Origin of the sequence: Microbacterium sp. AK031 (assembly GCF_024807145.1) — a bacterium.
Taxonomy (GTDB): domain Bacteria; phylum Actinomycetota; class Actinomycetes; order Actinomycetales; family Microbacteriaceae; genus Microbacterium.
In genome coordinates this window covers 42,824-65,640 of the sequence record NZ_JANUCA010000005.1, presented here as the reverse complement: position 1 = coordinate 65,640, position 22,817 = coordinate 42,824, and the positions used below count along the sequence as shown (strand labels likewise).

Sequence of the window (22,817 nt, the reverse complement as noted above, 5' to 3'; positions counted from 1 at the left end):
CCTCATCAGCCAGTCGTACCGGTGAATGTCCAGGTCGGCGTCACGATTCCGCCCTGGGCTGTGGTGGGCGCGTCGGCTCGGAGGGTGACGATGATGCAGTAGTCCACGACGTTGGTGCCGTTGGCCTGCAACGTCTGAGCAGGCAGAGTCGTCGGCACGTTGCCGATCCCGGTGTAAGTGATGCCCCCCGTCGTCGCCGCAGTGCAGGTCGGCGTCGTGCTCGCCGCCGTCGTCGTCGCAACGATGCGCACGTCTAGAGAATCTCGTAGTGCATCGCCGCTCGCACCGTTCGTCGGCGACGCGACACCGGTCATCTGCACCGTGCCCGGCACCGTCCCGGCGGTGGTGATCTGGATCCATGCCGCCCGGTTCTGTCCCGGATAGAGGTTCGTCGCGTCGAGCGGGAGCGTCACCGCGTTAGGGGCCGTGTCGTGCGCAGCGAACGTCGGCGCCGACGCAGTGCGAGACACGATCGAGAACGTTCCGGCCGTGATCTGCGTCGACGCGAATTCGTTGTCCGTCCACGCCGCGACGGTCGCGGAGGCGCCCACACCGAGCACGAGCGCGCCGATGAGCAGCGCCCGTGCACGAGCGAACGTACGTCGACGCTGCGAGATCCGAGAGGCGCGTCGGGGGCGACGGCTCTCGGCTACTGCGATACCGCTGTCCACTGCCAGGTCACGGTGCCCTCTGCGCCCTGCACGAGGTCAGCGCCCGCGGTCACCTGAAGACAGTAGTTGATCGGAACGGCTGTGATGGCGGTTCCGGCAGCGATCGTGGTCGGGAGCGTGGCGCTACCGGCGGCGAACGTCGTCGCGTCACACGTGGTGCCCGTGATCAAGTGGGTCTCGGCGGTCAGGTTCGCCGCGTTCGCTCCGGCGGTGGTCGGTGCGACGTTGGTGAGGTCGCCGTCCGTCGATCCGACGAGCCGGATGGAGTACAGCGCGTAGACGCTGTCATCTGGCGCAAGGTTCTCAGCGTCGACGGTGAAGTCGAGTGTGGCGCCCGGCTCGGTTTCGTGGCTCGCCCATCCATCGGTGCCGTCGGTCGATCCCTGCAGATCGAACGATCCGGCCGTGAACGTTCCTGTCGCGAACTCCGAATCGTTCCATGCGGCCAACGTCACTGCGGCGCCGACGCCGAGCACGAGCCCGCCCGCCAGCACCGCATAGATCTTGTTTCTACGTGAAGTCTCCATAGTGTTTCCCTCTCGTCGGGCGTTTGGGGAATACGCCCGTTGTGCTCAACCTAGCCCCGGGCTCAACGTTCGGCCAGAGCGATGAACTAGCGAGATCTATATGTGACGCATAGGAATTCGATGGAGACGAAGCAGCTCAGCGGCATGCCGCGGCGGCGTCGATCATCGACTGAGGGGGAGCACCGTAGGCCGATGTGCCGTTGGCGACATCGTTGAAGCCCATGCTGATCGCCCAGGCCGTCGCCCACGCCTCAATGTTCTCCGCGGTGGAATCGTCGTACATGCCGTCGCACTTGACGCTGATCGCGTGGCCGACCTCGTGCGCTACGAGCGCTTGGCTGCGCGCCCCCGGCCAGTAGGCGGCCACCGAGTTGGACAGTTCGATGGTCGCGTAGCCGGGATCGTGGTACCACCACGTGGCAAAGCCGCCCATGCTGTCGGCGTACCCGTATCCGTTGACGAGTTCGGACCAGTCGAAGTCGAGCAGCACTCCGGGCGCGAGGGATCGCGCGAAGGCCTCAATCTCCAGACGTGCGTTGTAGAGCGGTCCGCTCTTGTCAGCCAGCTCTGCTTGTTCCGACACGAGCATCCGCGATGCGGCGGCCTCGAGGTCGGCATACGCTGCCGCGGCAGTCTCGTCCAGGGTGCCGTCACTCTGCCGCACCTGCTCTGCGGCCGAGCGCAGTGCGATGATGTCGAGGTTTCGGGCGGAGATGTGCGCGGCTTCGAACGCTGCGGCTGCATCGGCCGCTGACGCCACCGCCGTAGCACCTGCCTCTCCGACTGCATCTGCGGCGCTGGCGGCCGCTTCGCCGGCGGCCTCGAAGTCAGCATTGAGGTCGTCGGCCTCATCCCGGTCCGAGTTCAACTGCGTCGTCTCGCCGAAAAGCTCCCATGCCCATGTGGGCTTCTCATCCGACGAAGGGAGGTCCTGCTCCCGGACCGCGGCACCGTCTGCCACTGTCGTCTGAGCTTCATCGACCACGGCGACCAGTGCGTCCTTCGACGCAGCATCCATGAGGGTTCCGCTGTCCGTATCGGCTATGCCCGAAGCCACGGTGAGGGTGCCGTCGAGCGCTATCAGCTCCTGGTCAAGGATCAGGCTGCTGTCCTTGGCTTGATCGACCGCGGCCTCGAGGCTCACGAGAGCGTCGTCGTAACCCAGATTCGCGCCCACTTGGACGGCAGCGCATGTGCAGGCGACCAGCACGATGCCGACACCGGTCCAGATCAGACCGCTGCGTCTTCTCCGCGGCTTCAGAGCGCGTGCCGGAGTCACACCGACGGGTGCGCCGAAGGTCGCGCCGAGATCGTGGCCGCCTGGAGGAGGATTGGAGGGTCCGGTCACGAATCCTCCCGAGGAATGTGGAGGGGCTGACGAGAATCGAACTCGCATCATCTGTTTGGAAGACAGAGGCTTTACCACTAAGCTACAGCCCCGGATACCGACCCACGAAGGGGTGCGGGAACCGACGTAACAAGCATAGCGGACGATGAGCGAGCCGCTGTCCGTTAGACTCGTCAAGGCCGTTCCCGTGCGCGGGGTCACGGGGCGTAGCTCAGCTTGGTAGAGCGCCCGCTTTGGGAGCGGGAAGTCGCAGGTTCAAATCCTGTCGCCCCGACCACGGCCCTCCATACCTCACGACCGCATGGTTACGCGGAAATCACAAGGAGAACACACAAGCATGGCGAACAGCACCGTTGAGAAGCTGACCCCGACCCGGGCCAAGCTCACCATCACGGTCACCCCGGACGATCTCAAGCCCAGTGTGGCGCACGCGTACGAGCACATCGCCCAGGACGTACAGATCCCCGGCTTCCGCAAGGGCAAGGTTCCGGCCCCGATCATCGACCAGCGCATCGGCCGCGGTGCCGTCATCGAGCATGCCGTCAACGAAGGACTCGACAAGTTCTTCCGCGAGGCAGCCAACGAGCAGAAGCTCCGCGTCGTCGGCCGTCCGTCCGCCGACATCACCCAGTGGCCGAACGAGAAGGACTTCTCCGGCGACCTGATCGTCGAGGTCGAGGTCGACGTCCGTCCCGAGATCGAGGTCCCTTCGTTCGATGACATCACGCTGACGGTCGACGCCGTCGAGACCGATGAGGCCGCACTCGACGCCGAGCTCGACACTCTGCGCGCACGCTTCGGCACACTCATCCCGGTTGACCGCCCGGCAGCGAAGGGCGACTTCGTCGAGCTCGACCTCGTCGCCACGATTGACGGCGCCGAGATCGACCGCGCCGAGGGCGTCTCGTACGAGGTCGGCTCCGGTGAGCTGCTGGAAGGGATCGATGACGCAATCGAGTCCCTCACTGCAGGTGAGGACACGACCTTCAACTCCAAGCTCGTCGGCGGCGACCACGCCGGCTCCGAGGCTGAGGTCTCCGTCTCAGTCAAGGCTGTCAAGGAGCGCGAGCTTCCTGAGGCCGACGACGACTTCGCTCAGATCGCGAGCGAGTTCGACACGATCGCAGAACTGCGTGCAAGCCTCGCCGAGCGCGTGAGCGAGCAGGCCGTCTTCGGTCAGGGCTCCGCCGCCCGCGACCAGCTCATCGAGACGCTGCTCGAGAAGATCGACATCCCGGTTCCCCCGAAGCTCATCGAGGACGAGGTGCACAACCACCTCGAGGGCGAGAACCGTCTCGAGGATGACGAGCACCGTGCAGAAGTTACCGAGGCGAGCGAGAAGCAGTTCCGTACGCAGGTCCTCCTCGACACGATCGCCGAGCAGGCTGACGTTCAGGTCTCGCAGGAAGAGCTCAGCCAGTACATCGTCCAGTCCGCTGCGCAGTACGGCATGGCGCCTCAGGAGTTCGTCGAGGCTCTTCAGTCCTCGAACCAGCTCCCGGCGCTCGCCGGCGAGGTCGCCCGCAACAAGGCGCTCGCTGTCGCGCTCGGCAAGGTGAAGGTCGTCGATTCCAACGGCAAGTCCGTTGACCTGTCGGGCTTCGTCGCCATCGATGACGAGGACGAAACCTCGGAGACCGAGACGGTCGCCGAGGCGAAGCCCGCGAAGAAGGCTCCCGCGAAGAAGGCCGCTGCGAAGAAGACCGACGACGCCGTCTCCGCGGAGAAGCCTGCTGCGAAGAAGGCTCCGGCCAAGAAGACTGACGAGGCCGAGAAGCCCGCAGCCAAGAAGCCGGCAGCGAAGAAGGCCCCGGCGAAGAAGGCTGCCGACAAGGCCGAGTGATCGCACCCCGATCGTGACGAAGGGACGGATGCTGCGGCATCCGTCCTTTCGCGTATGAGGAGACGCCATGAAGACGTGGGAAGAGCGCATCGCCGAGGTCTGGGACGACGCGGCGAACGAGCTGGTCGATGAAGAGGTGATCGCACGCATCGATGCGATCGCGGCCGAACGCGGAGCGGACGACGCCAGAGCCGAATTCGAGCGTGCGGGTGCACGCGACTCGGCCGGACGTCCGCTCGATGCGATCACGCTGTATCGCAGGGCGCTGACGCTCGGCCTCGACGCCGAACATGAGCCGCAGGCGATCATCCAGCTCGCGAGTTCACTGCGGAACGTGGGGGAGACCGCCGAGGCGCTCCAGCTCCTCGAGAAGGCGCAGAAGGACGCAGCAGGTTCGCCGTACGGTGACGCCATCGCTGCTTTCCACGCCTTGGCTCTCGCGAGCTCGGGCGCTCCCCACAGGGCACTCTCTGTGGCATTGCTCGCACTCGTGCCGCACCTGCCGCGTTACCACCGCTCCGTGACCGCCTACGCACAGGAGATCGGCGAGCGCGACGCCTGATATGCCGACGGCGAACACGGCCTGGCGGCCGGGCGCGCGCCGGTAGATTCGAATCACCGAACACGGAAACAGGAGCTGACATGGCTGCAGAACCCCTCCTCGCGACGAGCGTCTTCGACAGGCTGCTGAAGGATCGCATCATCTGGCTGGGCTCAGAGGTGCGTGACGAGAACGCCAACGAGATCTGCGCGAAGATCCTTCTTCTCGCTGCAGAAGACTCTGAGAAGGACATCTACCTCTACATCAACTCGCCCGGTGGCTCGATCACCGCAGGCATGGCCATCTACGACACGATGCAGTATGTGTCGAATGACATCGTCACGGTCGGCATCGGCATGGCCGCCTCGATGGGACAGCTGCTGCTCACCAGCGGCACCAAGGGCAAGCGTTACATCACGCCGAACGCTCGCGTTCTGCTGCACCAGCCGCACGGCGGCTTCGGCGGCACGTCGAGCGACATCCAGACCCAGGCTCAGCTCATCCTGTCGATGAAGCGGCGCCTGGCCGAGATCACCGCCGGCCAGACGGGCAAGTCGGTCGAGCAGATCAACGAGGACGGCGACCGCGATCGCTGGTTCACCGCTGATGAGGCGCTCGAGTACGGCTTCGTCGACCACATCCGTGAGCACGCCAGTGACGTGACTGGCGGCGGCGGAACCGACCAGGACGCCAACTAAGCGGATTCGAAAGGACTCCTATGTACACCCCCACTTTCCAATCCGCCGGCAACCTGCCCTCCAGCCGCTACGTGCTCCCGCAGTTCGAGGAGCGCACGGCGTACGGCTTCAAGCGCCAGGACCCGTACAACAAGCTCTTCGAAGACCGCGTGATCTTCCTGGGTGTGCAGGTCGACGACGCCTCGGCCGACGACGTGATGGCTCAGCTCCTCGTTCTCGAGAGCCAGGACGCCGAGCGCGACATCACGATGTACATCAACTCACCCGGCGGCTCGTTCACTGCGATGACGGCCATCTACGACACGATGCAGTACGTCGCGCCGCAGATCCAGACCGTCGTGCTCGGCCAGGCGGCCTCGGCAGCATCCGTGCTGCTCGCAGCCGGTGCGCCGGGTAAGCGCCTCGCACTGCCGAATGCTCGAGTGCTGATCCACCAGCCCGCCATGGGCGAGGCCGGTCAGGGCCAGGCGTCCGACATCGAGATCCAGGCGGCGGAGATCCTTCGCATGCGCACCTGGCTCGAGGAGACCATGGCGATGCACACCGGAAAGCCCGTGGAGCAGGTCAACCGCGACATCGACCGCGACAACATCCTGTCTGCGGCCCAGGCTCTCGAGTACGGCATCGTCGACCAGGTGCTGACGACGCGCAAGCGCATCTCCTCATAACTCGGTTCGACAAGGGGCTGCAGTCTTCGGACTGCAGCCCCTTGTCGTGTCTTCGGACGGCGCCCACAGATGTGCAGCAGGCGGTGTGAGCAATGCGCATGTGAGCACTCAGCTGCGCGAGTGCGTGCTCACGCGTAGGCTGGTGCACGGAAGGGAGGATGCCGTGGACGAAGATCTGCTCACCGTGCGGGTCGCCGAGCTCTACTACGACGAGGCGAAGACGCAGGACGAAATCGGCGCGCTTCTGAAGATCTCCCGTTGGAAGGTCGGACGACTCCTCACCCAGGCGAGGGAGAAGGGCATCGTGCGGATCGAGATCGTGCATCCGCGTGCCCGCAAGCTCGGCCTCGAGCGCGAACTCAGCGAGCGCTTCCGGCTTGAGGATGCCGTCGTGGTTCCGATGCCCGATGACGAGAGCACGACGCTCGATCGTGTCGCTCAGGCCGCAGCAGATCATCTGACCGCCCTTCGTCCCGTTCCGCGCACACTCGGTGTCAGTTGGGGACGTACGCTCACGGCCGTCGCCGAGGCGCTGCCGGAGGGGTGGGCCGACGGCGTGACCGTCGTTCAGCTCAACGGCGGGGTCAGCCTGAGTCGGCGCTCCGGCGGCGCGGCGACGCTCGCCATGACCATCGCGCAGCGCGCGGGAGGACAGGCGACACTCCTGCCCAGCCCCGCGATCCTGGAACGTGTTGAGACGAAGCAGGCGATCGAAGCTGATCGCACCGTCTCCGCCATCTTGGAGCAGGCTGCCGATGCGCAGACTTATCTGTATTCCGCCGGCCCCGCCGATGCGTCGTCCGCGCACGTGGAGAACGGCTATCTGACGCCGGCAGACGTCGAGGAGGTGGCTCGTCGCGGAGCCGTCGGCGATGTGCTGGGCCGCTACATCGACGCCGACGGCAACATCGTCGACTCGCAACTCGATGCGCGCACAGTGGGCGTCAGCCTTGATCGCCTGCGCTCAGCGAAGCACGCGATCTTCGTCACCGCAGGGGCCATGAAGCATGACATCGCGCGTACAGTCGTGACCAGCGGCCTTTGCAGCGTTCTGATCACCGATGAGAACACAGCCCGAGCATTGTTGGAGGAACGATGACGACCAAAGAACTCACCCGCCGCACCGCGGTGGATGTGCTGGGCGGAGAGCCCGACGACGCCACACTGAGTCGCTTCCTGCACGGACTCCCCGGCGTGGATGCGACAGGTCTCGAACAGCGTGCCGCCGGTCTGGGGACCCGTTCGATCAAGACGACATCGAAGGCGTGGGCGATCGACAAGATCATCTCGCTGATCGATCTCACCACGCTCGAAGGCGCCGACACCCCCGGCAAGGTGCGCTCGCTCGTCGCCAAGGCCAAGAACCCGGATGCCGGAGACCCGACGACACCGCTCGTCGCAGCCGTCTGCGTCTACGGAGACATGGTCGGCCATGCCGTCGAGGCGCTCGGCGCGATGCACGGAGACCCCGACGACGGGAAGATCTCGGTCGCGGCGGTCGCCACGGCATTCCCGAGCGGTCGTTCCTCGCTCGCGATCAAGCTCGCCGACACGGCGGAGGCAGTCGCTGCCGGGGCCGACGAGATCGACATGGTCATCGACCGTGGAGCGTTCCTCTCGGGCCGCTACGGACTTGTCTTCGACCAGATCGCCGCTGTGAAGGAGGCCTGCCGTCGTGAAGACGGCAGCCACGCCTCGCTAAAGGTGATCCTCGAAACCGGCGAACTCAACACCTACGACAACATCAAGCGTGCGTCGTGGCTCGGAATCCTCGCAGGTGGCGACTTCATCAAGACGTCCACCGGCAAAGTGCAGCCCGCTGCCACGCTGCCCACGACGCTGCTCATGCTCGAGACCGTGCGCGACTGGTACCGGGCGACCGGCGAGAAGATCGGCGTCAAGCCCGCCGGCGGCATCCGCACGTCCAAGGACGCCATCAAGTACATCGTCACCGTGGCGGAGACGGCGGGGGAGGAATGGCTCCAACCGCATCTGTTCCGCTTCGGCGCATCGAGCCTGCTGAACGACGTGCTGCTGCAGCGCCAGAAGATGACCACCGGCCACTACTCCGGCCCCGACTACGTCACGATCGACTGAGGACCAGATATGTCATTCCTGGAATATGCCCCGGCGCCCGAATCGAAGGCGATCCTGAACCTGCGTGACAGCTATGGCCTGTTCATCGACGGAGAGTTCGTCGACGGCTCAGGCAAGAGCTTCACGACCATCTCGCCCGCTGACGAATCGCACATCGCCGAGATCGCCGGCGCCGACGACGCCGATATCGATCGCGCCGTCGCCGCTGCACGCCGCGCCTACGACAAGGTGTGGTCGAAGATGAGTGGTCGCGACCGCGGCAAGTACCTCTTCCGCATCGCGCGACTCGTTCAGGAGCGCGCTCGTGAGCTCGCTGTGGCCGAGAGCCTCGACAACGGTAAGCCCATCAAGGAGAGCCGCGACGTCGACGTGCCACTCGTCGCGTCATGGTTCTTCTACTACGCCGGATGGGCAGACAAGCTCGATCACGCCGGCCTGGGTGCGAACCCGCGTGCGCTCGGCGTCGCGGGACAGATAATCCCGTGGAACTTCCCCCTGCTGATGCTGGCATGGAAGATCGCGCCGGCTCTCGCCGCGGGCAATACCGTGGTGCTCAAGCCCGCCGAGACGACACCGCTGACCGCGCTCATCTTCGCCGAGATCCTGCAGCAGGCAGACCTCCCGGCGGGCGTCGTGAACATCGTCACCGGTGCAGGCTCCACCGGGGCGATGCTGGTGCGTCATCCCGACGTCGACAAGGTCGCCTTCACCGGTTCGACCGGTGTCGGGCGCGACATCGCCCGTGCCGTCGCCGGCACGGGTAAGAAGGTCACGCTCGAGCTCGGCGGCAAGGCTGCGAACATCGTGTTCGATGACGCCCCGATCGATCAGGCGGTCGAGGGGATCGTCAACGGCATCTTCTTCAACCAGGGGCACGTCTGCTGCGCAGGCAGCCGCCTTCTCGTGCAGGAGTCGATCCATGACGAGGTCATCGATCGACTGAAGTCGCGCCTTTCGACCCTGCGTCTCGGCGACCCGCTCGACAAGAACACCGACATCGGTGCGATCAACTCCGCCGCTCAGCTCGCGCGCATCCGCGAGCTCAGCGATATCGGAGAGTCGGAAGGAGCCGAGCGCTGGACAGCCGACTGCGCCATCCCGGACAAGGGCTTCTGGTTCGCGCCGACGATCTTCACCGGCGTCGAGGCCTCGCACCGCATCGCGCGTGACGAGGTCTTCGGACCGGTGCTCTCCGTGCTGACGTTCCGCACGCCGGCCGAAGCGATCGCCAAGGCCAACAACACGCCGTATGGACTGTCGGCAGGCATCTGGACCGACAAGGGATCGCGCATCCTCGCTGTCGCCGATCAGTTGCGCGCCGGCGTCGTCTGGGCGAACACGTTCAACCGGTTCGACCCTGCCAGCCCGTTCGGCGGCTACAAGGAATCCGGGTACGGCCGCGAGGGCGGCAGACATGGTCTCACCGCATACCTGAAGGGGGCTTCGGCATGAGCAAGCGACTGACTGTTCCGAAGACGTACAAGCTCGCCATCGGCGGAAAATTCCCGCGCAGCGAGTCGGGCCGCACCTACGAGGTGCTCTCGGCCAAGGGCGCGTTCCTCGCTAACGCCGCGAAGGGATCTCGCAAGGATGCCAGGGATGCCGTGGTCGCCGCTCGCTCGGCAGTCAAGGGCTGGTCAGGAGCGACGGCATACAACCGTGGCCAGGTGCTCTACCGGGTCGCAGAGGTGCTGGAAGGACGACGGGCTCAGTTCGTGGACGAGATCGTCGCGCAGGAGGGCGTCTCGGCGGCAGCGGCCGGGGCCCAGGTGGACGAGGCTGTGGACCTGTGGGTCTGGTATGCCGGATGGTGCGACAAATACGCACAGGTCGCCGGAAACGCGAACCCCGTCTCCGGTCCGTACTTCAACATCTCGGTGCCGGAGCCGACCGGTGTCGTGGCGATCATCGCACCGCAGGACAATGCGCTGCTCGGACTCGTCTCCGTGGTCGCACCCGCGCTGGTCGCCGGCAACTCCGTCGTCGTGATCGCGAGCGAGCAGCATCCGCTCTCTGCGATCAGCTTCGCCGAGGTGCTCGCGACGAGCGACGTCCCAGGGGGAGTCGTGAACGTGCTCACCGGATCACCGGCGGAGATCGCACCGTGGTTGGCCTCACACGCCGACGTCAACGCGCTCGACCTCGCCGGTGCTGACGCCCTCGAATGGGTCGACCTGCAGATCGCGGCGGCGGACACTCTCAAGCGGGTGCTCTCGCCCGGCCAGGTGACGGCATCTCCCGAGCGGATCGCGGCATTCACCGAGACGAAGACGGTGTGGCACCCGAAGAGCCTGATCTGAGCCGGACCGCGCCAATGCGACCCAGTGTCTGAGGGAGAGGTTAGGCTCGAAGATGTCTCTCAGGCTCTCCAAGGAGGATGCGCATGGCCCGAATCGGTGAAAGCGCTGACCTGTTCAAGTGCTCGTTCTGCGGAAAGAGCCAGAAGCAGGTGCAGCAGCTGATCGCTGGCCCCGGTGTGTACATCTGCGACGAATGCGTCGAGCTGTGCAACGAGATCATCGAAGAGCGCATGGCGGAATCGTCCGCCGACGGCGTCGCGGATTTCGAGCTCCCCAAGCCGCGTGAGATCTACGCCTTCCTCGAGGAGTACGTCGTCGGGCAGGAGGCCGCGAAGCGGTCGCTGTCCGTCGCGGTCTACAACCACTACAAGCGCGTTCGCGCACACGGCACGCTTCAGCTCGCCGAGCAGAAGGCCGATGAGGTCGAGATCGCCAAGAGCAACATCCTGATGATCGGGCCGACCGGCTGCGGCAAGACGTACCTCGCCCAGACGCTCGCGAAGCGTCTCAACGTGCCTTTCGCCGTCGCGGACGCCACGGCGCTCACCGAGGCCGGCTACGTCGGCGAAGATGTCGAGAACATCCTCCTCAAGCTCATCCAGGCCGCAGATTACGACGTGAAGCGTGCCGAGCAGGGCATCATCTACATCGACGAGATCGACAAGATCGCCCGCAAGTCGGAGAACCCCTCGATCACGCGGGATGTCTCCGGTGAGGGCGTGCAGCAGGCGTTGCTGAAGATCATCGAAGGCACAGTGGCCTCGGTGCCGCCGCAGGGCGGTCGCAAGCATCCGCACCAGGAGTTCCTGCAGATCGACACCTCGAACGTCCTGTTCATCGTCGCCGGCGCCTTCGCAGGCCTGGAAGACATCGTGTCGGCGCGTGTCGGCAAGCACGGCGTCGGTTTCGGGGCCCCACTGCACGACAAGACCAAGGACCTCGATCTCTTCAGCGAGGTGCTGCCGGAGGACCTCCATAAGTTCGGCCTGATCCCCGAGTTCATCGGTCGACTCCCTGTCGTGGCATCTGTCACGCCACTCGACCAGGACGCGCTGATCGACATCTTGACCGGGCCTCGCAACGCCCTCGTCAAGCAGTACCAGCGCATGTTCGCGATCGACGGCGTCGAGCTCGAGTTCGAAGAGGACGCCCTGCGTTCGATCGCCGATCTGGCGGTGGAGCGAAAGACAGGTGCCCGTGGCCTTCGTGCGATCCTCGAAGACGTGCTCGGTCCGATCATGTTCGAGATCCCGTCGGCCGAAGACGTCAAGAAGGTCGTCGTCACTCGTGCGGCGGTCGACGAGGGCGCGCCGCCGACCATAGTGATGGAACGCAAGCGCAAGAGCGCGTGAGCGTGGCGGATCTCAACCGTCCTGAACCCTGGCAGACGATCTCAAGCGAGACGATCGTCGCGGATCGATGGCTCCGGCTGCGCGCGGACGAGTGCGTGGATGCCGTGGGCCGGACGATCTCGCCGTACTACGTCCTCGAGCCGAGCGAGTGGGTCTCGGTTCTAGCCATCGACGACGAAGGCGCAGCGATCGTCGTCGAGGAGTACCGCCACGGTGCGGGAATCGTCGCCTTGGGGACGATCGGCGGTGCCGTGGAGCCCGGAGAAGAACCACGCGACGCGGCGACGCGAGAACTTCTCGAAGAGGCCGGGTATGAGGCTCAGGAGATCGTCGACCTCGGCGCGACGTGGGCGAACTTCGGCAATCACTCGAACCGCGTCCATCACTTTTTGGCTCGCGGGTGCTCGCGTGTGACAGAGCAGGAACTCGACGACGGCGAGCTGATCACCGTCCGTACCCTCCCGCTCGTGGGATTGGGAGAGCACCTTCCCCAGAGCTATCACCAGTTGACCTGGTACAAGTCGCTGCCGTATATGTGACACCGGGTCACTGCTACGGTGTTGACGTGCCTGATACCGAGCCTGTGATCGCAGTTGTCGGCCCCGGAGCAGTGGGTGGTCTGTTGGCGTGGCTTCTTCAACGCGCCGGGGCAGACGTCGTCATCGTCGGCAGGGCGGCATCCGTCGAGGCGATCAACTCTCAAGGACTTCGTGTCACCAGTGGGTTGTTCGGCGAGGGGACCGAGTTCGTTTCGGCGCGCGAAACCGTGCCGGATGGCGCGAGTGTGGTCCTCGCGGTGAAAACATTCGGATTGGACGACAGTCTTAAGCTCATCGCGCGCAGCACGCCCCTCGATGTGCTCTCACTGATGAACGGAATTGGTCACCGCGAGGTACTGGGGGCGGGACTCGAGGGCATCCCGGTCGCGGCGGGAAGCATCGCTGTTGAGTCGATCCGAACCGAAGACCGAGGGATCGAGCACAAGAGCCCGTTCCTCCGTCTTGCTGTGCCGTCGAGTGCTGCGGAATTCACGTCGGTGCGCACCCTCGCGAAGACTCCGGCCGAGCTGACTGTCGGCGGAACAGACGCCGAAGTCCTGTGGCGCAAGTTTCGTTTCCTCGCACCGATGGCACTGTTGACTTCTTACTGGCAGACCGGGCTCGGCGAGGCACTCGATCGGGACCCGGCACTCACACAGGCGCTACTGGCTGACGTCGTCGCTTGCGAAGCAACGGATGGCGTACACGACACTGTTGAGTCGCTCGCGACCACGTTGGCGGCATTTCCTGCGACGATGCGCACCTCCCTGCAAGCCGACTTGGCGGTAGGCAACCCAAGCGAGCTCGACTCGATCGGCGGCGTGCTCCTGCGCCAGGCTGAGCGCCACGATGTTGCAGTTCCTGCTCTGGAGAAGGTCGTCGCCAAGTTGTCCGAGAGCGGATGACAAGCGTGTTGTGAAGGGCGCCAGCGCGGCCACGTCCTCTGGAACGATCGCGATGCGGTCCGCTCTAGGGTGTGGCCATGCGAAGCTTTCAGATCTCCGTTGCCGACGACACCATCGTCGATCTGCGAAACAGGCTCTCACATTCCCAACTGCTTCCCGACTCGCCGCGGCGTCCCGAGGCAGGCATGTCCGCCGACTACCTGCGCAGGCGATATTTCGACTCCGGCGATGACGAGCGGATACCGCCGGTCGAGGTTCCGGCGGCGGTGGCCATCCAGCGTCATGAACACGACTATCCGGAGAGTAACGCGCGGTGCTTCTACCGCGGCCTGCGCTCGTTCGATCGGATGCCGGAGGGCGGGCATTTCGGGGTCGCAGAAGCGCCGCAGTCGATGGCCACGCGCATGCGTGACTTCGCGCTTGAGCTCGGGCTTCTGCGCGCGTAGGTGCGCTCCGGCCCCGTCAACCACCCAGCCCGCGGCGTTTCAGCAGCGGGGCGATCTCGGCGTCGCGGCCGCGGAACTCACGGTAGGCCTCGAGCGGATCCCTTGAGCCGCCGACGCCGAGCAGCCGCGCGCGGAAGCGGTCGCCGTTCTCGCGGGTGAGACCGCTGTTGTCTCGGAACCACTCCACGGTGTCGGCGTCGAGCACCTCGCTCCAGATGTACGAGTAGTACCCGGCACTGTAGCCGCCGGAGAACACGTGTGCGAAGTAGGTGGACGAATAGCGCGTCGGCACAGCCGGGTTGTCGAGTCCGATCTCGGCAAGCGCCGCGGCCTCGAATGCGACGACGTCGTCGATCTGCGCGTCGACGCCGACGCGGTGCCACGCCTGATCCAGCCATGCAGCCGCAAGGTACTCGCTGGTGTCGTGCCCCTGGTTGAACGTCTCCGTCGCGCGCAGGCGCTCCACGATCCCGGCATCCAGAGGCTCGCCGGTTTGGTAGTGGCGCGCATAGTTGTCCAGCACTTCCGGCCAGAGGATCCACATCTCGTTGACCTGGCTGGGGAACTCCACGAAGTCGCGGAACACGTTGGTGCCGGCGAAGTGCGGGTAATTGACCGTCGCGAACAGCCCGTGCAGTGCATGACCGAACTCGTGGAACAGCGTCGTCACCTCGTCCAGCGTCAGCAGCGTCGGCTGGCCTTCGCCCGGTTGCGACACGTTCAGATTGTTCACGACCACCGGCGCCGTGCCCCGCAACGCGGACTGACTGACGATCGGATTCATCCACGCTCCGCCACGCTTCGTGTCGCGCGTATACAGGTCGAGTACGTACAGACCGAGTGCAGTTCCACCGGGGTTGTGCACTTCGAAGATTCGAGCACCCGGATGGTAGGCGACCAGATCGGTGCGCTCGGTGAACGTCACGCCGTACAGCTGCGTCGCGGCGTAGAAAACGCCGTCCTGCAATACGCGCTCTGCCTCGAACCAGGGCCGCAGCGCTACCGTATCGATGTCGTACTCCGCCGTGCGCACCTTCTCGGTGTAGAACGCCCAGTCGTGCGCCTCGAGCACGAACGGCACATCCTCGGTCTCATCGACGATGGCCTGAAGCGCTTCCAGTTCGGCGCGAGCATTGGATGCCGCGGCTGGCGCCAATCGGTGAAGCAGATCGGACACCGCTTCTGGCGTGCCGGCGGTCTCGTCCGCCGTCACGTACTCGGCGTGCGACAGATAGCCGAGCAACGCAGCACGCTCGGCTCGAAGGCCGGCGATCTCGGTCAGCACCGCGCGGTTGTCGTTCGCATTGCCGCGAGTCCCGCGAGAGCGGGACGCCTCCATGATGCGTCGGCGGCTTTCACGCTTCGTCAGGGACGCGAGATACGGATGCTCCGTGAACAGTGTCAGCGAGATCAGGTAGCCGTTCTCGTGGCCGCGCTCGGCAGCCGCACGTGCAGCCGCTGAGAGCTCGCCGTCGGTGAGCCCGTCCAATTCGGAGGCGTTCTCGAACAGCACCGCGAGCTCGTTGGTGTCGGCAAGCAGGTTCTTCTCGAAGGTCGTGGTGAGAGTCGACAGCTGCTGGTTCAGTGCGGTGAGGCGCGCTTTCGCGTCGTCGTCGAGGCCGGCCCCGGCATGCGTCATCTCGCGGAAGTGGCGCTGCACCAGGTAGCGGCTCTCGCCATCGAGTTCCAGATCGTCGAGCTGCTCGTGCAACGTCTTCACTCGCCAGTACAGCTGTGCGTCGAGACGGATGGCGTCTTCGTGCGCGGCCATCAGTGGCGCGAGCTCCTCATCGATCGCCTGTATCTCGTCCGTCGCATCCGCGGAGCTGACCGTGTAGAACGCGTTGGCGACGCGTTCCAGCATCGCGCCTGCTTGCTCCAGAGGCACCATCGTGTTCTCGAAGGTCGGCATCGACCGCACCATCGTGATGCGTCGGATCTCGGCGAGGTGCTCATCGAACGCCGCGTGAAAGGCGGGCGGATAGTGCTCGGGGCGGATCACGGCGTAGTCGGGGAGCGCGTACGGGAGCGTGGATGGCGTCAGGAGCGGGTTCACGGCAACTGTCATCCCACGAGCCTATGGCCAATCCGGAAAGCCATGCAAAGAAATGCTTGCAAACAATGTATTGCAAAGATATCTTTGCATTATGACCGAGCCCGAGAAGAACTCCGCCGCACCGGAACGGCGGGTGCTGGACGCCGGTGCATTGCGCGCGCTGTCTCACCCGTTGCGCGTGCGGATCTTCGACATCCTCGCTCAGGAGGGCCCTCAGACGGCGAGCACTCTGGCCGAGATACTGGGGGAGTCCTCCGGGGCTACCAGTTATCACCTGCGGGCGCTGGCGCGGCATGATCTCATCCGCGAGGTCGCCGGGGAGCATGGAGGTCGCGAACGCTGGTGGGAACGCCCGGGGGGCGGCATCGTGTACGACTCGCGAGCGGTGCAGGGATCACCGGCGGGTGAAGCTGCGCTCCAGGTCGCCGTCGCCGAAGTGCATCGCCGTCGCCACGAAGAGCTCATGGAGTTCTTCAGCGGCCGCATCGACAAGGAGCCGGCCGCGTGGGTTGACGCGAGTTCGTCGATGACCAGCGGCATCAGCATGACGGCCGAGCAGACCATTGACCTCATCCGCAGGATGGAATCCGTCATCGACGAGGCCGCGGATATGTATCGCGGGCAGAAGGGGGAGGGGGTTCGCCGGGTCAGCGTTCGCGCCGACATCTTCCCGCTGAAGAACCTCACGACCAAGAAGGAGACCGCGTCATGAGCGCAGCGGTCATGACCCGCACGCACGTCGTCCCGCGAGGTGCAACCGCACTCGAGCGGGCGTCGATCAGGATCGCTGAGGGGGTCGCGCGATGGGCGATCGCGCGGGCTGAGCTTCGGGAGGATCGGCGCGAGGCGATGCTCGCTGCGATTCAGGCTGAGCAGACGCGGAGGTCCGACCCTCTGGCGACGGAGCATCTACTGTCGCAGATGGGCCTGCGGCGCTGAGGACTTCGCTTCGACGCGCTGCGCTCGCTCAACGCGTTTCGGCTCGCTGACGCTCGCTCAACGACCCGCGAGCAGCTCAGTCCTGGAACGGGCGGGCGATGACCTCGCCGGATGCTGTGAGCAGCACTTCCCATCCGGCATCCAGTTCGGCGATCGGCCGACCTTCCAACCACGTGAGCGTCCACATACCGGTGACGCCCCGCGACTCGACCTCGGCGATGGCCGGCCGCAGGACCGCGGGGACGGATGCCGGGGCATCCGAACCCGTCGCCCAACGCGTACCGAGCTGCATCAGTTCGCCTCAACAGGGACGAGTTCGATCTCGGTGACGGCAAGTTCATCGCCCACTGCGAACTCCAGTTCGGCGATGCGACCGACAGCGCGCAGATCGTCAGCCGCGGCGCGCACAGCCTCAAGCGTCTCGGCGGGAGCGACGATCACGGCACGCGACACCGGGGTCTTCTGTGAAGCCTTCGCCTCGGTCTTGGCGCGGCGAATGCCGATCAGAGCCGCACTCGCGGCGGCCAGCACAGCAGGATCGCCGTCGGTCCCGAGCGGCTTCGGCCAGGCGGCAGTGTGGATCGAGCCCTCTTCGAACCAGCTCCATACCTCTTCGGTCGCGAAGCTCACGACCGGCGCGAGCAGGCGCAGCAGCGTCGACAGGGCGATGCGCAGTGCGAGGGCGGCAGAAGGCTGGCCGACATCGGTCTGATCGTAGGCGCGCTCCTTAACGAGCTCGAGGTAGTCGTCGCAGAACGCCCAGAAGAACGACTCGGTGATTTCCATCGCACGAGCGTGATCGAACGCGTCGAACGCCTTGGTCGACTCGCGGACGACCTCATCGAGAGCCGTGAGCATCGATGCGTCCAGAGCGTGCGTGACCTGGGCGCCCTCCGGCACCGGGAACGACAGCACGAACTTCGCGGCGTTGAGCACCTTGATCGCCAGGCGGCGGCCGATCTTCATCTGCGTAGGGTTCTGCGGGTCGAACGCCGCATCCACACCCAGGCGGCTGGAAGCCGCCCAGTAGCGCACAGCATCCGAGCCATGCTTCTCGAGGATGTCGGCCGGTGTGACGACATTGCCCTTGGACTTCGACATCTTCTTACGGTCGGGGTCGACGATGAAGCCGGAGATCGAGGCGTGCTTCCATGGCGAGCGGCCGTCTTCGAGCGTCGAGCGCAGCATGGTCGAGAACAGCCAGGTGCGGATGATGTCCTGCGCCTGCGGACGCACGTCGAACGGTGCGACGAGATTCCACAGTTCCTCGTCGCGCTGCCATCCACCGGCGAGCTGCGGGGTCAGCGATGACGTTGCCCAGGTGTCGAGGATGTCGGTCTCGGCCTCGAAACCGCCTGCTGCACCACGCTGGGCCTCGGTGTAGCCCGCGGGGACATCGCCGGTCGGGTCGATCGGCAGCTGCTCGGGCGATGCCATCAGGACGCGGTCGTAATCGCGCTCGCCGTTCTCGTCCAGGCCGTACCAGACCGGCAACGGCACACCGAAGAAGCGCTGACGCGAGACGAGCCAGTCTCCGGTGAGGCCGCCGACCCAGTTCTCGTAGCGCACGCGCATGAAGTCGGGGTGCCATTGCAACTGCTTGCCGTGCGCGATCAACTGGTCGCGCAGTTCCTGATCGCGCGCACCGTTGCGGATGTACCACTGACGGGTCGAGACGATCTCCAGCGGGCGATCGCCCTTCTCGAAGAACTTCACGGCGTGGTTGAAGGGCTTGGAGACCTCGAGCAGCTCGCCCGCTTCCTCCAGCAGCTCGACGACGCGCTTCTTGGCACTGAAGACGGTCTTTCCTGCGAGCTCCGCGTAAGCGGCGGTCCCGGCATCCGAGGTGATCGCTTCGGGTGCCTCCGCGATCACGCGGCCGTCCAGACCCAGGATCGTGCGGATCGGCAGGTCGAGTTCGCGCCACCAGATCATGTCGGTGACGTCGCCGAACGTGCAGACCATGGCGATGCCAGAGCCCTTGTCCTGCTGCGCGAGGTGGTGCGCGAGCACGGGGACCTCGACGTCGAACAGCGGTGTGCGCACGGTCTGGCCGAAGTACGGCTGATAGCGCTCATCGTCGGGGTGCGCCACGAGGGCGACGCAGGCCGCGAGGAGCTCGGGACGCGTCGTCTCGATGTGGATGTCGCCAGAGCCGTCGGTCTTGTGGAACGCGATGCGGTGGAACGACGCCTGCTGGTCGCGATCCTCGAGCTCCGCCTGCGCGATGGCGGAGCGGAAGTCGACATCCCACAGCGTCGGCGCGAGCGCCTGATACGCCTCGCCGCGCTCATGGTTGCGGATGAAGCCGAGCTGGCTCTGCCGGATCGTCTCGTCGGAGATCGTGCGGTAAGTCTGGGTCCAGTCGACGCTCAGCCCGAGCTGACGGAAGACGTCTTCGAACTGCTTCTCGTCCTCGACCGTGAGGCGCTCGCACAGCTCGATGAAGTTGCGTCGGCTGATGGGCTGCTGGTCGGCGGCCTTCAGGCTCTTCGCGTTGCCTTCGAAGGGAGGCACGAAGTCGGCGTCGTAGGGGAGTGTCGGATCGACGCGCACGCCGTAGAAGTTCTGCACGCGGCGTTCGGTGGGCAGTCCGTTATCGTCCCAGCCGATCGGGTAGAAGACGCTCTTGCCGCGCATGCGCTCGTAGCGCGCCTTCACATCGGTGTGGGTGTACGAGAACACGTGGCCGATGTGCAGAGAACCGGATGCCGTCGGCGGAGGCGTGTCGATCGAGTACACGCCGTCGCGGCCGAGCTCCGCTGCGCGCAGACGGTCGAACAGATAGGTGCCCTGCTCTGCCCAGACGCCGTCCCACTTCGCTTCGAGACCTTCGAGTGCGGGCTTGTCAGGGATCTGGTTCTGGACGGTTGCCGACATGGAGGTCTCCTTGCGCGATGTATGCGGCACTGTGTGAGCGTGCCTGAGTGTGGGTTGTGTCTTCATCTTACCGAAGCGCTCCGGGGTGGGGATGACGGTGAAGCGACAGCGCGGTGCCCAGTGCGGACAGGCAGCCCTGTAATGATCGAGAAATGACAGAACGAGAGCGAGGCGGACGCATGGACGTGAGCAGAACGTCGCCGGCGGTCATCGACGGGCACAACGACCTCGCATGGGCGAGCCGCACATCGCTCGGCTACGCGGTTCACGAACTCGACCGCTCCGTTCCCACTCTCCATACCGATCTTCCACGAATGACGGCGGGCGGAGTCGCCGGGCAGTTCTGGTCGGTGTGGGTCGATCCGGTACTGGAGGGAGCCGAGCAGGTCGTCGCCACCTTGGAGCAGATCGACTTCGTTCATCGCCTGATCGATGCGCATCCGACACGTCTCGCATTCGCATGCAGCGCCGCGGATGTGAGAGCGGCAATGGCCGGTGGGCGGATCGCCTCCCTCATCGGCATCGAGGGCGGTGACCAGCTCGGAGGGTCCCTCGCGGTCCTGCGGCAGTTCGCGCGTGCAGGTGCGCGGTACTTGACACTGTCCTGGTCGCGGACGTCGACGCTGGCCGACTCCGCCACGGACGAGCCGCGACACGGCGGATTGACCGATTTCGGCCGCGAGGCGGTTCGCGAGATGAACCGGATCGGAGTTCTCGTCGATCTCGCCCACGTCGCGCCGAGCACGATGCGCGACGCACTCCGGGAGACTGAGCGCCCGGTCATCGTCAGTCATTCCGCGGCTCTCGCCCTGTGCGATCACCCCAGAAACGTGCCGGATGACGTGCTCGCCGCGATCGGAGAGCAGGGCGGCGTCGTCATGCTCGCGTTCGTGCCCACTTTTCTTTCGCAGCAGCGGCGAGATTGGTGGGTGGCGGGGTGCGAAGGGGCTCCTCCTGCGGTCAGCGTCTCCGATGCGGTCGATCACATCGAGCACATCCGAGACGTCGCGGGGGTGCACGCCGTCGGTATCGGCGCCGACTACGACGGCACGGATGAGATACCGGACGGTCTGGACGATGTCTCCTCGTACCCTGCGCTGTTCGCGGAGTTGCGAGCGCGCGGATGGTCGGAGGGCGAGCTCGAGGCTGCAGCACACGGGAACGTCCTGCGAGTGCTCGAGGTATCAGACGCGGACTACGGGGCGTTCCTCGCGGGGGAGGCCGGTGCCCCGTCCGCGGCGGCAATCGTGCCGGCGGTGGACGCCGCGGAACGGAAGCGCGCACGTCAGCGCGCCGATACTTCGGCTGATTCGATTAGATCGACCCTGTCTAATAAACCCGGCTAGAATCGAGAGACCCCCTTCACTCTTTCTGAGGACTCGCATGCCTACCACGCTCGTGCGCCGTATTCTGCCCATCACCGCGCTCGCCGCGGCCACCGCTCTGGCGCTCAGCGCCTGCGCCGGCCCTGGTGGCTCCTCGGAAGGCGAGGGAGGCGGAGAAGTGATCTGGGCCATCGAAGGGGCGAACCTCTCGGCCGGGCACATGGATCCGCAGACAAGCCAGCTCGACGTGTCGAGCATGGTGCAGCGAGTCGCGCTCGACTCGCTGGTCTTCCAGGAGTCCGACGGATCGTTCTCCCCGTGGCTCGCCACCGACTGGACCGTGTCGGAGGACAGCACCACCTACACGTTCGATCTGCGCGACGACGTCACCTTCCACGACGGGGAACGGTTCGATGCGGACGCCGTGAAGGCGAACTTCGATCGCATCGCCGACCCCGAGACGGCCTCGGCCCAGGCGGCGAGCATGCTCGGCGCCGACTTCTACGCCGGCACCGAGGTGATCGACGAGCACACGGTCGAGGTCAGCTTCAGCCAGCCTTATGCGCCGTTCCTGCAGGCGGCGAGCACTCCGCTGCTCGGCTTCTACTCGCCGGCGGTGCTCGAGAGCTCGGCCGATCAGCTGAAGGCGGGCGGCCCGGATGTCACGGTGGGCACAGGACCTTTCGAACTCACCGAGTACACACCGGATCAGGAGATCGTCTATACCCGCAACCCCGACTACGCGTGGGGTCCTGTTGGTGCGAAGGCTGCACAGTTCGAGACGCTGCGCGTCGAGATACTGCCGGAGGCCTCTGTCCGGGCAGGCGTGGTGGAGAGCGGCGAGGCCGACCTCGCCAGCAACATCCCGCCGAACCTCGCAGCCTCGTTGCCTGACACGCTCACGGTCGACTCGAACGAATACCCCGGCCTGCCGTACTCGCTGTACCTGAACGAGAAGTACGGTGTGTTCGCGGATGAGAAGGTGCGGCAGGCGTTCGCCAGAGGTGTCGACATCGACGCCGCGGTCGAGGAGATCTTCTTCGGCCAGTTCCCCCGCGCCTGGAGCATCCTGGGTTCCACGACCCCGGGATACGACGCCTCGCTCGAAGGCAGTTGGCCGTTCGATCAGGATGAGGCGAACAGCCTGCTGGACGAGGCCGGATGGACCGAGCGCGACGGCGACGGCATCCGCATGAAGGACGGCAAGCGGCTCTCCGTGCGATGGATCGCCTACACGCCGGTGTCCGACGACAACGCCGCCCTGGCCAACGCCATCCAGTCCGATCTCGCCGACATCGGCTTCGAGGTGGTGCGCGAGGTGCTCGAACCGGGCGCCTACAACGAGCAGTACGGTCCGAAGACGTTCGATCTCACGGACTGGGGCTTCTCCGGTGTCGACGGTGATCTGCTCCGCAGCCACCTGCACACCGACGGCTTCCAGAACGCCTCGCAGGTCACCGATCCTGAGATCGACGGGCTGCTCGAGGAGGGTATCTCCACCGGCGATGCCGACGCGCGGGCAGCGATCTACCAGCAGCTGCAGCAGTGGAACGCTGGGTACACTGCGATCGTGCCGCTCTACAGCCCGTCGCTCATCACCGCCGTGAACGACACCGTCTCAGGTCTCGAGTACGACCTGTACGGCCGTCCGCTGTTCTATGAGGTCACGGTCGGCTGATCCG

22 protein-coding genes and 2 tRNA genes are annotated in these 22,817 nt (G+C 65.5%); 17 read left to right on the top strand and 7 right to left on the bottom strand.

Annotated elements, in window-relative coordinates; translation table 11 throughout:
• Positions 1 to 5 precede the first annotated feature (5 nt).
• From HDC95_RS10905 to HDC95_RS10890, 4 genes are all read right to left on the bottom strand, one after another.
• Positions 6 to 671: a SipW-dependent-type signal peptide-containing protein gene (locus HDC95_RS10905; protein WP_259063495.1), complete on the bottom strand. Its 666-nt coding sequence runs from the start codon at positions 669 to 671 to the stop codon at positions 6 to 8.
• Positions 650 to 1,198, bottom strand: a complete 549-nt coding sequence (locus HDC95_RS10900; RefSeq protein ID WP_259063493.1) for a SipW-dependent-type signal peptide-containing protein — start codon at positions 1,196 to 1,198, stop codon at positions 650 to 652. Before HDC95_RS10900 ends, HDC95_RS10905 begins: the two co-directional genes overlap by 22 nt.
• 136 nt (positions 1,199 to 1,334) lie before the next feature.
• On the bottom strand, positions 1,335 to 2,546 hold the full coding sequence (locus HDC95_RS10895) for a hypothetical protein (RefSeq protein WP_259063492.1): 1,212 nt from the start codon (positions 2,544 to 2,546) through the stop codon (positions 1,335 to 1,337).
• An 18-nt stretch (positions 2,547 to 2,564) separates the two neighbouring features.
• Positions 2,565 to 2,638, bottom strand: a tRNA-Gly gene (locus tag HDC95_RS10890).
• Positions 2,639 to 2,746: 108 nt separating this feature from the next.
• On the opposite strand from HDC95_RS10890, the gene HDC95_RS10885 reads away from it, so the two are divergent.
• From HDC95_RS10885 to HDC95_RS10825, 13 genes are all read left to right on the top strand, one after another.
• A tRNA-Pro gene (locus HDC95_RS10885) sits at positions 2,747 to 2,823 on the top strand.
• Positions 2,824 to 2,883: 60 nt separating this feature from the next.
• Complete coding sequence (gene tig / locus HDC95_RS10880; protein ID WP_259063491.1) at positions 2,884 to 4,389, top strand: trigger factor; 1,506 nt, start codon at positions 2,884 to 2,886, stop codon at positions 4,387 to 4,389.
• 67 nt (positions 4,390 to 4,456) lie between these two features.
• On the top strand, positions 4,457 to 4,951 hold the full coding sequence (locus tag HDC95_RS10875) for a tetratricopeptide repeat protein (RefSeq protein ID WP_259063490.1): 495 nt from the start codon (positions 4,457 to 4,459) through the stop codon (positions 4,949 to 4,951).
• Positions 4,952 to 5,031: 80 nt separating this feature from the next.
• A complete protein-coding gene (locus HDC95_RS10870) occupies positions 5,032 to 5,628 on the top strand; it encodes an ATP-dependent Clp protease proteolytic subunit (protein ID WP_259063489.1) in 597 nt (198 codons plus the stop codon).
• Positions 5,629 to 5,648: 20 nt separating this feature from the next.
• Positions 5,649 to 6,296, top strand: coding sequence for an ATP-dependent Clp protease proteolytic subunit (locus HDC95_RS10865; RefSeq protein ID WP_259063488.1), 648 nt, complete (start codon positions 5,649 to 5,651; stop codon positions 6,294 to 6,296).
• Between the two features lie 85 nt (positions 6,297 to 6,381).
• Positions 6,382 to 7,395, top strand: coding sequence for a sugar-binding transcriptional regulator (locus HDC95_RS10860; RefSeq protein ID WP_259063487.1), 1,014 nt, complete (start codon positions 6,382 to 6,384; stop codon positions 7,393 to 7,395).
• The gene (gene deoC, locus HDC95_RS10855) at positions 7,392 to 8,393 is read left to right on the top strand and encodes a deoxyribose-phosphate aldolase (protein ID WP_259063486.1); all 1,002 of its coding nucleotides are present in this window, start codon (positions 7,392 to 7,394) and stop codon (positions 8,391 to 8,393) included. Before HDC95_RS10860 ends, deoC begins: the two co-directional genes overlap by 4 nt.
• A gap of 9 nt (positions 8,394 to 8,402) precedes the next feature.
• Positions 8,403 to 9,845 (top strand): aldehyde dehydrogenase family protein, encoded by a 1,443-nt coding sequence (locus HDC95_RS10850; RefSeq protein WP_259063484.1) that lies wholly within the window; start codon positions 8,403 to 8,405, stop codon positions 9,843 to 9,845.
• Positions 9,842 to 10,693, top strand: coding sequence for an aldehyde dehydrogenase family protein (locus HDC95_RS10845; RefSeq protein ID WP_259063483.1), 852 nt, complete (start codon positions 9,842 to 9,844; stop codon positions 10,691 to 10,693). Before HDC95_RS10850 ends, HDC95_RS10845 begins: the two co-directional genes overlap by 4 nt.
• An 83-nt stretch (positions 10,694 to 10,776) precedes the next feature.
• Positions 10,777 to 12,045: an ATP-dependent Clp protease ATP-binding subunit ClpX gene (gene clpX, locus HDC95_RS10840; protein ID WP_259063482.1), complete on the top strand. Its 1,269-nt coding sequence runs from the start codon at positions 10,777 to 10,779 to the stop codon at positions 12,043 to 12,045.
• A complete protein-coding gene (locus HDC95_RS10835) occupies positions 12,042 to 12,584 on the top strand; it encodes an NUDIX hydrolase (protein WP_259063481.1) in 543 nt (180 codons plus the stop codon). The genes clpX and HDC95_RS10835 overlap by 4 nt, the downstream gene beginning before the upstream one ends.
• A 26-nt stretch (positions 12,585 to 12,610) precedes the next feature.
• Entirely contained in the window at positions 12,611 to 13,489 is an 879-nt protein-coding gene (locus HDC95_RS10830) for a ketopantoate reductase family protein (RefSeq protein ID WP_259063480.1), read from the top strand.
• 77 nt (positions 13,490 to 13,566) lie between these two features.
• Positions 13,567 to 13,935, top strand: a complete 369-nt coding sequence (locus HDC95_RS10825; protein WP_259063479.1) for a hypothetical protein — start codon at positions 13,567 to 13,569, stop codon at positions 13,933 to 13,935.
• 16 nt (positions 13,936 to 13,951) lie between these two features.
• Here the strand turns inward: HDC95_RS10825 and HDC95_RS10820 are convergent, their stop codons facing one another.
• Positions 13,952 to 16,003, bottom strand: a complete 2,052-nt coding sequence (locus tag HDC95_RS10820; protein ID WP_259063478.1) for a M3 family metallopeptidase — start codon at positions 16,001 to 16,003, stop codon at positions 13,952 to 13,954.
• Positions 16,004 to 16,082: 79 nt separating this feature from the next.
• On the opposite strand from HDC95_RS10820, the gene HDC95_RS10815 reads away from it, so the two are divergent.
• Positions 16,083 to 16,703: a helix-turn-helix domain-containing protein gene (locus HDC95_RS10815; RefSeq protein WP_259063477.1), complete on the top strand. Its 621-nt coding sequence runs from the start codon at positions 16,083 to 16,085 to the stop codon at positions 16,701 to 16,703.
• Positions 16,700 to 16,930, top strand: coding sequence for a hypothetical protein (locus HDC95_RS10810; protein ID WP_259063476.1), 231 nt, complete (start codon positions 16,700 to 16,702; stop codon positions 16,928 to 16,930). The genes HDC95_RS10815 and HDC95_RS10810 overlap by 4 nt, the downstream gene beginning before the upstream one ends.
• 76 nt (positions 16,931 to 17,006) lie before the next feature.
• Here HDC95_RS10810 and HDC95_RS10805 read toward each other — a convergent pair whose 3' ends face one another.
• Together HDC95_RS10805 and valS are read right to left on the bottom strand one after the other, a co-directional pair.
• Positions 17,007 to 17,222 carry a hypothetical protein gene (locus HDC95_RS10805; RefSeq protein ID WP_259063475.1) on the bottom strand — a complete coding sequence of 72 codons (216 nt, stop codon included), beginning with the start codon at positions 17,220 to 17,222 and terminating at the stop codon, positions 17,007 to 17,009.
• Positions 17,222 to 19,810, bottom strand: coding sequence for a valine--tRNA ligase (gene valS, locus HDC95_RS10800; protein ID WP_259063474.1), 2,589 nt, complete (start codon positions 19,808 to 19,810; stop codon positions 17,222 to 17,224). The genes HDC95_RS10805 and valS overlap by 1 nt, the downstream gene beginning before the upstream one ends.
• Positions 19,811 to 19,989: 179 nt before the next feature.
• Here valS and HDC95_RS10795 point away from each other — a divergent pair, with 179 nt between their 5' ends.
• Together HDC95_RS10795 and HDC95_RS10790 are read left to right on the top strand one after the other, a co-directional pair.
• On the top strand, positions 19,990 to 21,156 hold the full coding sequence (locus tag HDC95_RS10795; RefSeq protein WP_259063473.1) for a dipeptidase: 1,167 nt from the start codon (positions 19,990 to 19,992) through the stop codon (positions 21,154 to 21,156).
• Between the two features lie 37 nt (positions 21,157 to 21,193).
• Positions 21,194 to 22,813 (top strand): ABC transporter substrate-binding protein, encoded by a 1,620-nt coding sequence (locus HDC95_RS10790; protein WP_259063471.1) that lies wholly within the window; start codon positions 21,194 to 21,196, stop codon positions 22,811 to 22,813.
• Positions 22,814 to 22,817: the final 4 nt, after the last annotated feature.

Excerpts from the sequence above, each read along its gene's own strand:
- HDC95_RS10805 (WP_259063475.1), bottom strand. The coding sequence starts at position 17,222 with ATGCAGCTCGGTACGCGTTGGGCGACGGGTTCGGATGCCCCGGCATCC.
- HDC95_RS10875 (WP_259063490.1), top strand. The coding sequence starts at position 4,457 with ATGAAGACGTGGGAAGAGCGCATCGCCGAGGTCTGGGACGACGCGGCG.
- tig (WP_259063491.1), top strand. The coding sequence starts at position 2,884 with ATGGCGAACAGCACCGTTGAGAAGCTGACCCCGACCCGGGCCAAGCTC.
- HDC95_RS10900 (WP_259063493.1), bottom strand. The coding sequence starts at position 1,198 with ATGGAGACTTCACGTAGAAACAAGATCTATGCGGTGCTGGCGGGCGGG.
- clpX (WP_259063482.1), top strand. The coding sequence starts at position 10,777 with ATGGCCCGAATCGGTGAAAGCGCTGACCTGTTCAAGTGCTCGTTCTGC.
- HDC95_RS10815 (WP_259063477.1), top strand. The coding sequence starts at position 16,083 with ATGACCGAGCCCGAGAAGAACTCCGCCGCACCGGAACGGCGGGTGCTG.
- HDC95_RS10845 (WP_259063483.1), top strand. The coding sequence starts at position 9,842 with ATGAGCAAGCGACTGACTGTTCCGAAGACGTACAAGCTCGCCATCGGC.
- HDC95_RS10850 (WP_259063484.1), top strand. The coding sequence starts at position 8,403 with ATGTCATTCCTGGAATATGCCCCGGCGCCCGAATCGAAGGCGATCCTG.
- HDC95_RS10865 (WP_259063488.1), top strand. The coding sequence starts at position 5,649 with ATGTACACCCCCACTTTCCAATCCGCCGGCAACCTGCCCTCCAGCCGC.
- valS (WP_259063474.1), bottom strand. The coding sequence starts at position 19,810 with ATGTCGGCAACCGTCCAGAACCAGATCCCTGACAAGCCCGCACTCGAA.
- HDC95_RS10795 (WP_259063473.1), top strand. The coding sequence starts at position 19,990 with ATGGACGTGAGCAGAACGTCGCCGGCGGTCATCGACGGGCACAACGAC.
- HDC95_RS10790 (WP_259063471.1), top strand. The coding sequence starts at position 21,194 with ATGCCTACCACGCTCGTGCGCCGTATTCTGCCCATCACCGCGCTCGCC.
- HDC95_RS10870 (WP_259063489.1), top strand. The coding sequence starts at position 5,032 with ATGGCTGCAGAACCCCTCCTCGCGACGAGCGTCTTCGACAGGCTGCTG.
- deoC (WP_259063486.1), top strand. The coding sequence starts at position 7,392 with ATGACGACCAAAGAACTCACCCGCCGCACCGCGGTGGATGTGCTGGGC.
- HDC95_RS10825 (WP_259063479.1), top strand. The coding sequence starts at position 13,567 with ATGCGAAGCTTTCAGATCTCCGTTGCCGACGACACCATCGTCGATCTG.
- HDC95_RS10820 (WP_259063478.1), bottom strand. The coding sequence starts at position 16,003 with ATGACAGTTGCCGTGAACCCGCTCCTGACGCCATCCACGCTCCCGTAC.
- HDC95_RS10810 (WP_259063476.1), top strand. The coding sequence starts at position 16,700 with ATGAGCGCAGCGGTCATGACCCGCACGCACGTCGTCCCGCGAGGTGCA.